Genomic DNA, 13,112 nt, shown 5'->3' with positions numbered 1-13,112 from the left:
CGGCTCACGCGGGTCGTTCGGCGGCCGCAACGGGCTCGCCAGGCGCCTTCTCGCGCTTGACGGCGTACATCGCGAGATCGGCGCGGCGCAAGACCTGATCGACGTCCAGGTCGTCCGCCGCCATCGTCGTGAAGCCCACGCTCGCCCCAACCTTCACCAGCAGCCCCGGCGCAAGCTCGAACGGCCGCTCGATCGCTTCGGTCACGAGGCTGGCCCAATCGCGCGGCGGCCGATCCACCTGAGGTTCGACGATGACGAATTCGTCGCCGCCCATGCGGGCCACCCATGCACCCGCGCTGGCGAGCATGCGCAGACGGCTGGCGACCTGCACGAGCAGCATGTCACCGGCCTTGTGACCATGCGCGTCGTTGACCAGCTTGAAGCCGTCGAGATCGACGAAGAACACCGTCATGCCCGCCTTGAGCGGCGTGGCGCTCGTCGGTCCGGCCGCGCTGAACAGGCCATCGCGGTTCAGGAGTCCCGTGAGGGCATCATGGCGCGCGCGATGGCTGTTTTCCCGTTCGGCCTTCATCGTCGAGATGAGCATGGCGTTCAGGTGGCGCGCGGCGGCGCTCATGGCGAACAGATAGAAGGGAATTTGCAGGAGCGAGAGCAGGAGAACCGGCTCGCCGCCTAGCAGCGCGCCAATGCAGCACGGGCCCAGCGAAAGGCAGATCATGACCGCCACCAGGCGCGGCGCCGCGAAATTGCGGAAGCAGATCCCGCCCACCATGGCGGCGGCGGAAAGAAAGGCGAGCGTAGCGGATACCCAGTCCCGGCTCATGGCGCTGACGAGCGCCCCATAGCCGACCGTCGCGCCCCACAACGGCGCGAGAAGAATATAGAAATCGGTGGGCGTGCTCTTGCCCTCCCTCGCGCGGCGGCGCGACAGGGTGAGCGTGGCGAGGCGCACCGCGCAGACCAGAATCTCGGCGATGAGCCAGCACTTGAACGGCAGCGTGCCGTGCCGGCGGGCAAGCACCCACGCCACGGCCACGGTGTTGGATACGCCGCCAAAGAAGATCGGCAACGTTCCGAACAAGGTGCCGACGAGGGCGACACGGATTTCATGCGGCGTGTCCCGTCCGGGTTCGGTCAACCAACGGGCCAGCTTGCCGCGCGGCAAAGAGTAGATTTCGTTGCGGGAGCTCACATGCATCACCGTCGGTCGTACCGCGCGCCAGACGTTATCGCCTCACGCGCCCTGTCAAGCCCGGGTCGTACGGCCATGCGAAATCAACAGGCGCCGCCACCCTGCTGCGATAACGGCAGGCCGTAAGGGAAACTTTAGGAATGCGGGGGATCTCGTTGGTTGAGCTAGCAACCAATTGGAGATTTGCTATGCGATTTACATCAGGCGAAGCACGATTCTCTGGAGAAGTGCTTGCAGGTCGCGTCGCGTGTCGATCGCGAGGTGAATAAAAACGGTGTCGTCGCGGACCTGATAATGAGGTGCTCCCGTAGCAAGTCAAACAGAGCAAGTCAAACAGGACCAAATATAGACTATTATCGGTCCGATTGCACCCGCCACCTTTTAGGGACGGGTTAGACCGCTCGCAACTCCGCACCATCCAGCACATACCGCGCAAACAGAAAGGTCCCCAATGCCGGTGACCGCATCGCCGGAGAAATCGAGCGCGACGAAATAGGCCGGGCCGCCAGCCGGATCGCGGCGGTCGAAGACGACCATGACGGGCCGCCCATCCACACATGCCGCTTCGAAGCGCCACTGCTCGGCGAGCGCGTAACGGCAACGCGTGCGTCCCGCAGCGTGGCCGCTAACGGGCGACGATGATCGTCATCTCCGATTCGTACTTGATCCGCACGTGGCTATGGTGCTTGAGGGTCTGCATCACCTCGATCAGGTCCGGGCGGCTGACCCGAATGGAACGGGCGGTGCCGGACTTGTCGACGATGGTCAGGAGGTTGAGCTTGCGGTCCACGCCGGTGACCTGCGCCACGCCGCTGAACTCGCGGAGCACCTGGAAGTTTTCCTGGTCGGCGCCGGAAGAATGCTGGGTCACCTTCGCCGTGTGGGTCAGGCGCGTGACCGCCGCGCCCTCGGCAGGCGTCAATCCGGTGACGTACGGCTCCATGTAGTGGGTCGTGAGCTTGTCGCCGACCCGGATGACCTTGAGCACGTCGGGATGATCTTTCACATTGAAGCTCAGGTCGTCGCGACCCGGCACGGTCACGACGATGAGTGCATTCTTCTGATCGATCAAACTGATGGTGCCGCTTTCCGTGTCGACAGAGGCCCCGGCTGGCACGGCTTCCGAGGCGGCGGCGTCCTGGTCAGCCGCGCGGCACAGGGGCGCCGTGGCGGCAAAGAAGCCGCAGGCGACGGCGGAGAGCGCGAGGCAGCGCGCGAACGCAATGCGCGTATTCGATCGGTAGAGCATGGTAGTCCCCTTGAAACGATCAGGTGCCACGCTTGCTGCGCCGGTCAGGGACCATGGCGTGTGCTCTCGGAGCCTAACACCGCAGGACGCTCCGACCATCGGACTTTGGTCCTATAGGGTCAAGGCTGGGGCCGAGGCTGCCTAACGCGCGAAGGCCGCCGCGCAGTTCGCCGGCGCCTGCCCCGGCACCGGCGAGCGGAACGTGAACAAGCCGCCCGCCAGCGGCTGTTTCTCGCGCTCGGCAGCCGTGAGCCCCTTCCACGCGGTGGAAACGTACACGGTCTGCAGATCGTCCCCGCCGAACGCGAGCTTCGTGATGTTCGCGCAAGGAAACGCGATCTGACCGGCCAGTTCGCCCTCGGGCGAATAGCGGTCGATGCGCCAGCCGCCGAACAGCGCGACCCACACGTAGCCCTCGGCGTCCACCGCCATACCGTCCGGGTGCCCGTCGCCGGCGATGGCGGTGAAGACGCGCTTGCCCGACAGCGTGCCGTCAATGGCGACATCGAACGCATACACGACGCGACGCATCGTGTCGTTGTGATAGAGCGTGCGGCCGTCCGGACTCATGGCCGGGCCGTTGGTGATCACGTAGCCGCTGTCCTGTGCGCTCACCACCGCGCCTGCGTCCACGCGATACAGCGTGCCACTCGGAGCTTGCTCGGCGTCGTCCATCGAGCCGAACCACAGACGCCCGCGCGGATCGGCGAACCCGTCGTTGAGGCGATTGCCCGGCAGATGCGGCTCGACATCCACCAGCTTGTCGAATTCCCCGCTCACGGCGTCGAAGCGATACAGGCCGTCAGGCAGGCCACACACGAAAACGCGGTCGCCCAGTGGCGCGATAAAACCCACCTGGTCGGGCGCGTACCACGTCGTGCGCTCCCCGGTCGTGACCTCGAAGCGATGAATCCGGCGGCCCTTGATATCGACGAAATAGACCGCGTTTTCCGCGGCCTGCCAGAGCGGCCCTTCGGCCAGCTCGGCGCCGATCGGCCAGACGCACACGGGATGCGGCATCATCATTCTCCGTACCATCCCGCGTCGACGAAGTAATCGCGCCCGGAGCAGCGCGAGGCGTCGTCGGATGCGAGGAACAAGGCCATGCGGGCGACGTGCTCGGGCTCGATGCGCAACTGCAGACACTGGCCCGCGACGACCTTCGCCTCGCTCTCCGGCGTTTGCCACAGGTTCATCTGCCGCGGCGTTTTCACGGCGCCCGGGATGATGCAGTTCACGCGAATGCCCGCGCCGCCGAGGTCGCGCGCGAGGCCGCGCGTCAGACCTTCAATGCCGGCCTTCGCGGTCAGATAGATCGGCAGGTTCGGCAACGCGACGTGCCACGACACCGAACCGAAGTTCAGGATCACGCCGCGTCCCGCCTCGCGCATGCCCCGCGCGGCGGCCTGCGCGCAGAAGAACTGGTGGCGCAGGTTGACGGCGATACGCCCGTCCCAGTAGCTCGCGGTCAGCTCGCCGATATCATGGCGGTCGTCGTTGCCCGCGTTGTTCACGAGGACGTCGATCGGGCCCGCGGCATCGACGATCGATGCGAACACGCTTTCGATCGCGTCCACGCTGCACAGATCGCAGCGCTTGAACAGCGCCGGATGCTTCGCATGGCGAAGCTTCTCCTGAAGAGCGAGCGAATCGTCTTCGGCCACGTCCAGGAAGAACACGCGTGCGCCCTGCTGCGCGAATGCCTCCACGACCGCGGCGCCGATCCCGCTGCCGCCGCCGGTGATAACCACGGTTTTGTCCGCCAGGCTCGGATAGATTGCGTACGACATCAGATATTCCAGTGTTGACTTGTCAGAACCCAAACAGGGCGGCGAGCCGCACATGGCTCGCCGCCCTGACCTGCCGCTTCCCTTTCGCTTACGAGACGATCTCGACGGCGCTCAGCATGCGCCAGTCGCGCGGGAGCGTGCGCGTGGCAGTGCCCACCACCGTGACCGTGCCGCTCAGATGGATGTCGCGGCTCGAACTGCCCACCATCAGGTCGAACTTGCCCGGCTCGACGATGCGCTCGCCGCGTGCGTCGGTGAAATTGAACAGATCGACGGGCAGCTTCACATTGACGCGAGTGCGCGCGCCTGCCGCGAGCGGCACGCGTGCAAACGCCTTGAGTTCGCGTACCGGCCGCGCCGTCGACGCGTGCTGATCGCGCACGTAAATCTGCACGACTTCCGTGCCGTCGCGCGAGCCGATGTTCTCGACCGTGAAGCTCAGTTCGACGGTGCCGTCTTCGAGCGGCACTTCGCCTTGCGCCACCGCGAGATCGCCGTAACGGAACTGGGTGTAGCCGAGGCCGAAACCAAACGGATAGCGGCTGCCGAAGTGGTAGGCGATCGGCGTGCCCGCGCTCTTGAGGCGATGGTTGTAAACATACGGCACGGCGCCTGCGCTCTTCGGCACGGAGAGCGGCAGACGGCCGCTGAACCCGGCGCGCCCCACCAGCAGATCGGCAAGCGCCTCGGCGCCGCGCTCGCCCGGCGCAAACGCCATGATCTGCGCGGCAACGCGATCTTCGAGGCCGCCCAGGTTGTACGGCCGGCCGCCCGTCATCACGACGACCGTCGGCGTGCCGCTCTCGACCACGGCCTTGAGTAATTGCAGTTGCACGCCCGGAAGTTCCAGGCTGTCCGTATCGGAGCCTTCGCCCACCGTACCGGACTGGAACAAGCCCGCCAGATCGCCGACGAACACGACAGCCACGTCCGCCTTGCGCGCGGCTTCGACCGCGGCGGGAATCGCTTCGGCATCCTTGCTGATCAGGTCGTCGCGGTTGGCGGCGGCGCTCAGGTCGAGCGACACGTCGCCCGGGAAGACCGGCGCGCCCGCACGGCGGGTCTTGATGATGTCGCAACCCTTGGCATACAGCACGCGCGCCTCGCCCAGCACCTCGCGCAGTGCGCCCAGCGGCGTGGCGATCGAAGCGACCGACTGCTCGCCCGAGTTGATGAGGTGCACCGGGAAGCTGTAACCCGCGAGCAGCGCGAGCGGGTCGTCGGCGGTCGGGCCGATCACCGCGATTTTCTCCGCGCCATTGGCGTTCAACGGCAGCACGCCGCCTTCATTGCGCAGCAGCACCGCCGATTCGAGTGCGACCTGATACGCCGTATCGGCCGCCGCCGTGCCCTTCACGTCCACGCGCTCGGGGTCCACATACGGATTCTCGAACAGGCCGAGGCGGAACTTCGTGCTCAGCACGCGCGACACCGCAGTGTCGATCGTCGCTTCGGTGATCTCGCCGCGATCGAGCGCTTCTTTCAGATGGACCGCGCACTCGTGCCCCGGCAACTCGACGTCGAGGCCCGAATTGAACGCGAGCGCCGCCGCCGACGCGCTGTCGTGCGCCACCGCGTGATGGCTGTAGAGCAGGTCGACGGCCGCATAGTCCGCGACGACGAGCCCCTCGAAGCCCCACTTCTCGCGCAGCGTATCGTGCAGCAGCGTGCGGTCCGCATGGCAGGGCACGCCGTCGATATCGTGGTACGCGGGCATGATCGAGCCCGCGTGCGCGAGCTTGACCGCCATTTCGAACGGCAGCAGAAACACGTCGTTCAACTCGCGCGGCCCGACATGCACGGGCGCATGATTGCGGGCGCCTTCGCTCGCCGAGTGGCCGACGAAGTGTTTGAGCGTGGCGAGCACGTCGCGCCGCTCGCCTTGCAGACCGTTCACGTAGTGGCACGCGAGCACGCCCACGAGATACGGATCTTCGCCGAGGGTTTCCTCGGTGCGGCCCCAGCGCGGATCGCGCGACACGTCGAGCACGGGCGCCAGGCCCTGGTGGCAGCCGATCGAGCGCGCCTGCTCGCCGATGATGCGCCCCACTTCGCCGACGAGGTTCGGGTTCCACGTCGCCGCGTAGTTCAGCGGCGAGGGAAACAGCGTGGCGTCCTTGATCATCAGGCCCACGAGGCATTCCTCGTGCGACATGACGGGGATGCCGAGGCGTGTGTCTTCGACCATCTTGCGCTGCAGCTCGTTGAGCGCGCGCACGCCCTCTTTGGGATCGACCGTGTGGGTGCCGAGCGGACGCGTGATCTGCCCAAGACCGTGTTCGAGAATCTGGTTCACCGTGAGGCTGTTGGCGCTTTGCGCGAAATCGATACTGCGCGCCTTGTGCTCGCCGTCGGCCGAGAGCACCAGCCACGCAGCGTGAAGCTGGGCAATTTTTTCGTCGAGCGTCATGCGCGCGAGCAGGTCGGTCACGCGCTGCGCCGTCGGTGCGTCGGAGCGGCGGTAAAGCGGAATCTCGGTGGTGTGTTCAAGCGACATTGCTTCACTCCCTGGTATTGCACGAGACGGCGCTTTTCTCGCCGTCTGCTTAGTTGTGCTTTTGAAAATGGCGTTGCGCGGTCGCGCGGCGAAATCCGCGCCCGGCTTAGATGAGACGACGCAGCGCCATATCGTGATCGTCGAACACGTGGCATGCCTCGGCCGGCAGCGCAAGCTTGACCACTTCATCGTGCGTCAACGCGCTGTCGCCGGGCACCTTGGCGATCAAGGTCGCCGCGCCGGCGCCCGTCTGCGTCGCGTGGATGTAGCTGTGCTCGCCCATGTGCTCGACGAGCTTCACGCGGCACGCCAGCGTCTGTTCGTTGCGCGCATCGCCGGCCACGCGCAGATGTTCCGGACGCACACCGAGCGTCACCTTCATGCCGGCGCGCGCACGCGCGCCGTCCACGCGCGCACGCACGCGCTCGCCGCTTTGCAGGTCGATGTCCACGCCGCCATCGTCGCCGCCCACCACCGTGCCCGCGAAGAAGTTCATCTTCGGCGAGCCGATGAAGCCCGCGACGAAGCGGCTCTTCGGATGGTGATACAGATCGAGCGGCGCCCCCACCTGCGCGACGCTGCCGTGGCGCTCCATGTGATCGCCGGCCTGCAGGAGCACGATGCGATCGGCCAGCGCCATGGCCTCGACCTGGTCGTGCGTCACATATACGGCGCTCGCTTCGCTGAACTCGCGATGCAGACGCGCGATCTCGGTGCGCGTCTGCACGCGCAGCGCCGCATCGAGATTCGACAGCGGCTCGTCGAACAGGAACACACCCGGCTCGCGCACGATCGCGCGCCCGATCGCCACGCGCTGGCGCTGGCCGCCAGAGAGCGCTGCGGGGCGGCGTTCGAGATAGGTATCGAGCTGCAGTGCGGCAGCGGCGCTGCGGACCTTCTTGTCGATGACGGCCTTGTCGACCTTCGCCTGACGCAGACCGAATGCCATGTTCTCGTACACGCTCATATGCGGATAGAGCGCGTAGTTCTGGAACACCATCGCGACCTTGCGCTTCGCGGGTTCGACCTCGTTCATCCGTTCGCCGTCGATGCGCAGTTCGCCGTCCGTGATCGATTCGAGTCCGGCGATCATGCGCAGCAGCGTGGACTTGCCGCAGCCCGACGGGCCGAGGAACACGCAGAACTCGTTCTTGCCGACTTCGAGGTTGGCGTCGCGGATCACGGCGTTGCCGCTCGCGTAGGCCTTCTGTACGTTGTTGAGGGAAATGCTTGCCATATCGTTTTATGCGAAGTTCGGTTAGCGGTGCGAATCAGACCTGAATCAGCCCTTGAGCGAGCCGGCCATCATCCCCTTGATCACGCGCTCCTGACCGAACGCGTAGGCGACGATCAACGGCAGCGACGTGAGCACGAGAACGGACAGCATCGAGGGTATGTTCGACGCGTATTGCCCCATGAAGTCCCAGATCGCGAGGGGCAGCGTACGGTGCTCGGACGTCGACGTGAGCATGTACGCGAAGATGAACTCGTTCCAGAGACCAATGCCGTTGAAGATCGCCACCGTGGCGAGCCCCGGTCCCGAAAGCGGGAAGAAAATACGCCAGAAAATGCGGAACGGGCTGCAGCCGTCCAGCTGCGCGGCTTCTTCGAGCTCGCGCGGAATCTGCCGCATGAACTCGGTCAGGATGAAGATCGACACCGGCAGGCTGAGCGCCACATACGGGCCGAGCAGCGCGAACTGCGTATCGTAAAGACCGAGGTTGCGCGTGAGCAGATAGATCGGCACCAGCGTCGCGTGCAGCGGCACGATCATGCCAGCGACAACGAGGCCGAAGAGCAGCTTGTTCAGCCTGAAGCGCATGCGTGCGAACACATAGGCCGCCATCGCGCTGATGACGACGATCAGCGCAACCGACACGCCCACCGTGAACAGGCTGTTACGGAAATACGTGAAGAACGGCCCCTTCAGCACGGCCGCGTAATTGCCCCAGTAAATGTGACTCGGCGGGGCCCACACGGAAGTCGTGAAGGTCTCTTCCTGGCTCTTGAAGCTCGACACCACCATGAAGAGGAACGGCACCGTGGTGACGGCCAGCCAGATCAGCGCGAGGATCGGAATCGTCACGCGGGGAAAGCGAAATTTCTTGATCATGCTTCAGACCTCGGTTGCATAGCGGCGCGTGAAGTACATCGACACCGCCGCCACTGCGATGACGATCAGGAACATCGCCGAGCCGATGGTGCTGCCGTAGCCGAGCTGGAACGAACTGAACACCGTGCGATACATGTAGGTGGCCATCACCTCGGACGAGCCCTCGGGACCGCCGCCGGTCATGACGAAGACGAGATCGAAGTAACGCAGCGAGCCAAGCACGGAAAGGATCACGGCCGTGCGCACCGTGCCCTGCAGGTGCGGCAGCTTGATGCGCCAGAAGATGGTCCACTCGGAAGCGCCGTCGAGCAGCGCCGCCTCGTTAACCTCGGCCGGCATCGACGAGAGGCCGGCGAGGAACAGAATCATGTAGAAAGGCGCGTTCTGCCAGATGATCACGGCGATGGTCGCGCCCAGCGAGAAGTGCGGATCGCCCAGCCAGTCCTTCGCGAGGCCATCGAGCCCGAACGCCTGCAGCGCGACGTTCAGGGGCCCGAAGTTGGGATCGTAGATCTGCTTGAAGAGCACGCCGATCGCAACGCTCGACATGAGCAGCGGCAGAAAATAGAGAACCTTGAGCACGCGCGAGCCACGGCCGGCCTTTTCCAGCAGCACGGCGAGCGCGAGCGCGACAGGCAGCTGAATGACGATCGAGGCAAGCGCGAGAATCACGTTGTTCTTGAGCGATTGCCAGAACACCGTGTCATGGGCGAGCCGCGCCCAGTTCGCGAGCCCCGTATAGCGGGCCGTATTGCCGAGGCCATTCCAGTCGAGCAGCGACAGCCGCAAGCTGGAAACGAGCGGATAAAGCAGGAACACGGCCAGCAGCAGCAGCGCCGGCGCGAGAAACACGACCGTGACGAGCGTTTGCGAGGAGAGCTTCAGCCGGCGTTCGGGTGTAGCGGAAAGTGCAATATTCACGAGCTTTTCTGCCGGCCGACGCCTTGCGGCGCCAGCCGGACTTTTCCTGAGTGCTGGAGATCAACCGCCCTTCTTCGAAGCGGCTTCCATTTGCTGCGCGGCCGCCTCAGGCGTCACCGACAATCCGAACAGCGCCTGCGTCGTGTCCTTGTGCAGTTCGCCCAACGCCGGCGGCAGTGCCTGGTCGTACCAGAGCTGCACGCTCGGCGCCGCGGCCAGCAGCTGCTGCAAACGCTGCGTGAACGGATCGTCGATCTTGACGTTGTTGACCGGCGGGAGCTTGTGGTCCTCCGACGCGCGCGCCTGCATCGCCTGGTCGTCGGTCAGCGCCTGGATCAGCTTGAATGCGGCGTCCGGCGTCTTGCACTCGGTCGAGATGCTCAGGAAGCCATCGCCCACCGTGCCGATCAGGTCGCGCGGGTCGCCCTTGCCGCCCGGCACGCTCGGGAACGGGAAGAAGTCGAGATCCTTCGAGAACGTCGGATTTTCGTTCGCAATCGTCGAAGCTTCCCAGGCGCCCATCAGCTCCATCGCGGCCTTCCCCGTATACAGCAGACGGCGCGACGCCCCCGAGTCATAGTCGAGACCGTTGATGCCCGGCGCGAACGCGCCCGCCTTCACGAGCTCCTGAATGCGCTTGCCGGCTTCGATGAACGCCGGATCTTCAAAGCCCTTGCCCTTTCCTGCGATCGCGTCGCTCACGACTTGCGGACCACCGATACGGTCGACGAGGTACATGTAGTACATCGAGCCCGTCCACTTGTTCTTGTTCGCAAGCGAGAACGCTGCCACGCCGTGCGACTTCAGCACATCCACGACGTGCATCAGTTCATCCCACGTCTTGGGCGGCGTAATGCCGTACTTCTTGAAGACTTCCTTGTTGTAGAAGATCACCGCGGCCGCCGCGTTTTCGGCCGCCACACCGTAGGTCTTGCCGCCGAACGTCGTGACGCTCCACGACGACTGCATGAAGCGGTTGCGATACGCCGGGTCCTTGTTCAGGTACGGCGTGAGGTCGACGATCTGACCGGATTTCACATATTCCTGCAGGCCACCGCCGCCCCAGTTCTCGAACACGCACGGCGGCTGGTTCGCGCCGAACGCCACCTTCAGCTTCGTCTTGTAAGCCTCGTTCAGGACGTGCGAATTCTCGACCTTGAAACCCGGGTCGGTCTTCTCGAAGCGGTCCGACGCGTCACGGATGATCTTGCTCGACGACGCATTGGTCTGCTGGTCCCATACCGTGATGGTTTTGGATTCCGCCGCGACGGCGTTCGAAACGACTGCAGACAGTGAAAACAGCAGTGCCGTGGCGCCGACAATGGCCCGCGCCTTGGAGAAACCTGGGTACGCCATGTTTGTGTCCCCTCTTTAGGAATTTTGAGAGCTACCTGAGTTATCTGCGGGTTTAACGTTAGCCTTAACGTTAGTTGATGTTAAGCCAGGAGCCGAACTACGGCTATGCGGGATTTTCCTGGTGAGCGCCGACGGAGCTTGCGCTCCGCGCAAGGTTGGTACGCGCGGGAACGGTTGAACAAGCGCGCATCTGTTAGAATAGCCAGCACACAAACGGTATCGCTAACGTGACGAGCGACCCATCCGCGGAGTAACCAGCGAGTCACGAGCGAGTCTTCGCAGACATGACCTCTCGTAAGCCCACACCACGCATGGCAAGGCAAACTCCCACGCTTGAGCACGTCGCCAAGCTTGCCGGGGTGTCGCAGATGACCGCGTCGCGCGCGCTCAACGGACGCCCGGGCGTGTCTCGCGAAACGCGCGACGAAGTGCTGAGAATCGCTTCGGACATCGGCTATGTCGTGAACCGCACCGCCCAGAAACTCTCGGGCGGGCGCAACGGCATCATCGGCATCATCACGCCCACGCTCGACACGCAGTTCTCGAGCGAACTGGTGCTCGGCGCAGGCCGCGCAGCACGCGGCGCGGGCATGGAAATGCTCGTGTACACCGTGTTCGACGAAGACCGCCATACGCATCACGACCTGCTCGGGTTGATCCAGCAATTTTCCGACGGCATTCTCGCCATCCTGCCGCGCGAATCGCTCTGCCTCGAAGCCCTCGCCACGGCCAAAGTGCCCGTGGTGGTGGTCGATCAGCGCGGCACGCTCACGGGCTTTCCTTCGGTGTCCGTCGACAATTACGGCGGCGCCTGCCTCGCGGTCGAGCATCTCGCGGAGCTCGGCCACAAGCGCATTGCGTTTCTCGCCGGCGACGAAACCATCGAAGGCGTGCGCGACCGCCAGCGCGGCTATCGCGATACGCTCGCCAAGCTCGGCCTGCCGCGCGAAGACGCGCTGGTCGCCGCCGGCGATCTCTCGCAAATGATGGCGTTCGACGTCACGTTCGACCTGCTCAATCTCGCCGATCCGCCCACCGCGATCTTCACGGCCAACGACCAGAGCGCGTTCGGCGTGATCGCCGCGGTCAGGGAAGCGGGCCTGCGCGTGCCCGACGACATTTCCGTGATCGGGTTCGACGACATTCCCATGTCCGAGCAGTTTCATCCTGCCCTCACTACGATTCGCCAGCCGTTCCAGCAAATGGCGCGTTCGGCGGTCAATACGCTGCTCGCGCAGATCGCCGGCATCGACGCCGCTTCGCAGCGCATCACGCTGCCTGCCGAGCTGGTGGTGCGCGACTCGACCGGACCGGTGCGAGCGCGCCACCGCCGCTCGCGTCACCAGATCGTTTCGACGTAAGTCGAGGCGCGCACCTTCGCATCGGAGGTCACGAGCGCGCCGCCGTGCGTGCGGGCGGTCGCGACGATCAGCCTCTGATGCGAGGTGAGCGCGGGCGGCAGCGTCGCCGCCCGGAAGGCAATTTCCGAATCGACCGGAATCAGGCGCACGCCATCCAGCTTCAGAAACGTCGAGAGCCAGCTGCGAGCGTCCATGGAAAGCCCAAGGCTGCCCGCCTTCACGAACTCCGCGATTTCGAGCGCGCTGATGGCCGAAATGAGGATCTCGCCGCCGTCCAGTTCACGGTCGATCGCATCGTGCGCGGCCTGACTCAGCGCTTTCTGCCTGCCGAGCCAGCACACGAGCGCAAGCGTGTCGAGCGTGATCATTACTCTTCCTGCTCGGCGGGAACCGGTGCAAGCGCGTGCTTGAGGTTGAAATGCGTGATCGACGCGCGCAGCAGCTCGAGCGGATTCTCCGTCTTGCTGCGATACGGGCGGATTTCAATGGTGGGTTGTCCCCGGTCCGTCACGACGACGGTTTCGCCCAGCGTTTCGACCTGGCGGAACAGCTCGCAGGCGCGGGACTTGAAAATGGCTTTGGATACTCGCTTTTCCATGACGCTCTCCACCCATCAAAATTCTATCGGATTTTTATTGCATCGGGTCGTTGCGCACGCAACGAAATTGCGCA

General features: G+C 64.6%; 12 protein-coding genes. 1 reads left to right on the top strand and 11 read right to left on the bottom strand.

Annotated elements, in window-relative coordinates:
• Positions 1–4 precede the first annotated feature (4 nt).
• The 9 genes from AB4Y44_RS03130 to AB4Y44_RS03090 form a co-directional block, all read right to left on the bottom strand.
• Positions 5–1,153 carry a diguanylate cyclase gene (locus tag AB4Y44_RS03130; protein WP_342921754.1) on the bottom strand — a complete coding sequence of 383 codons (1,149 nt, stop codon included), beginning with the start codon at positions 1,151–1,153 and terminating at the stop codon, positions 5–7.
• A gap of 625 nt (positions 1,154–1,778) precedes the next feature.
• Positions 1,779–2,402: a hypothetical protein gene (locus tag AB4Y44_RS03125; protein WP_342921755.1), complete on the bottom strand. Its 624-nt coding sequence runs from the start codon at positions 2,400–2,402 to the stop codon at positions 1,779–1,781.
• Positions 2,403–2,543: 141 nt separating this feature from the next.
• Positions 2,544–3,428, bottom strand: a complete 885-nt coding sequence (locus tag AB4Y44_RS03120) for an SMP-30/gluconolactonase/LRE family protein (RefSeq protein WP_368698669.1) — start codon at positions 3,426–3,428, stop codon at positions 2,544–2,546.
• Positions 3,425–4,192: an SDR family oxidoreductase gene (locus AB4Y44_RS03115; RefSeq protein WP_342921757.1), complete on the bottom strand. Its 768-nt coding sequence runs from the start codon at positions 4,190–4,192 to the stop codon at positions 3,425–3,427. The genes AB4Y44_RS03120 and AB4Y44_RS03115 overlap by 4 nt, the downstream gene beginning before the upstream one ends.
• An 88-nt stretch (positions 4,193–4,280) precedes the next feature.
• A complete protein-coding gene (locus tag AB4Y44_RS03110; protein WP_368698668.1) occupies positions 4,281–6,689 on the bottom strand; it encodes a glycoside hydrolase family 3 N-terminal domain-containing protein in 2,409 nt (802 codons plus the stop codon).
• Between the two features lie 106 nt (positions 6,690–6,795).
• On the bottom strand, positions 6,796–7,926 hold the full coding sequence (locus tag AB4Y44_RS03105) for a sn-glycerol-3-phosphate ABC transporter ATP-binding protein UgpC (protein WP_342921759.1): 1,131 nt from the start codon (positions 7,924–7,926) through the stop codon (positions 6,796–6,798).
• A 45-nt stretch (positions 7,927–7,971) separates the two neighbouring features.
• Positions 7,972–8,802, bottom strand: coding sequence for a carbohydrate ABC transporter permease (locus AB4Y44_RS03100; protein WP_342921760.1), 831 nt, complete (start codon positions 8,800–8,802; stop codon positions 7,972–7,974).
• A gap of 3 nt (positions 8,803–8,805) precedes the next feature.
• Positions 8,806–9,723 carry a carbohydrate ABC transporter permease gene (locus tag AB4Y44_RS03095; RefSeq protein ID WP_256094494.1) on the bottom strand — a complete coding sequence of 306 codons (918 nt, stop codon included), beginning with the start codon at positions 9,721–9,723 and terminating at the stop codon, positions 8,806–8,808.
• 60 nt (positions 9,724–9,783) lie between these two features.
• On the bottom strand, positions 9,784–11,079 hold the full coding sequence (locus tag AB4Y44_RS03090) for an extracellular solute-binding protein (protein ID WP_342921762.1): 1,296 nt from the start codon (positions 11,077–11,079) through the stop codon (positions 9,784–9,786).
• A gap of 311 nt (positions 11,080–11,390) precedes the next feature.
• Here AB4Y44_RS03090 and AB4Y44_RS03085 point away from each other — a divergent pair, with 311 nt between their 5' ends.
• Positions 11,391–12,440, top strand: a complete 1,050-nt coding sequence (locus AB4Y44_RS03085; protein WP_110383696.1) for a LacI family DNA-binding transcriptional regulator — start codon at positions 11,391–11,393, stop codon at positions 12,438–12,440.
• On the opposite strand, the gene AB4Y44_RS03080 is transcribed toward AB4Y44_RS03085, so the two are convergent.
• Together AB4Y44_RS03080 and AB4Y44_RS03075 are read right to left on the bottom strand one after the other, a co-directional pair.
• Complete coding sequence (locus AB4Y44_RS03080) at positions 12,419–12,808, bottom strand: type II toxin-antitoxin system VapC family toxin (RefSeq protein WP_201695153.1); 390 nt, start codon at positions 12,806–12,808, stop codon at positions 12,419–12,421. The genes AB4Y44_RS03085 and AB4Y44_RS03080 overlap by 22 nt on opposite strands.
• Positions 12,808–13,038, bottom strand: coding sequence for a type II toxin-antitoxin system Phd/YefM family antitoxin (locus AB4Y44_RS03075; protein WP_069262207.1), 231 nt, complete (start codon positions 13,036–13,038; stop codon positions 12,808–12,810). The genes AB4Y44_RS03080 and AB4Y44_RS03075 overlap by 1 nt, the downstream gene beginning before the upstream one ends.
• Positions 13,039–13,112 lie beyond the last annotated feature (74 nt).

It is taken from the genome of Paraburkholderia sp. BR10937 (genome assembly GCF_040965695.1).
In the GTDB taxonomy this organism is placed as follows: domain Bacteria; phylum Pseudomonadota; class Gammaproteobacteria; order Burkholderiales; family Burkholderiaceae; genus Paraburkholderia.
Note: the sequence above shows the minus strand (reverse complement) of the source record. Positions and strands in the feature narration are given on the sequence as shown.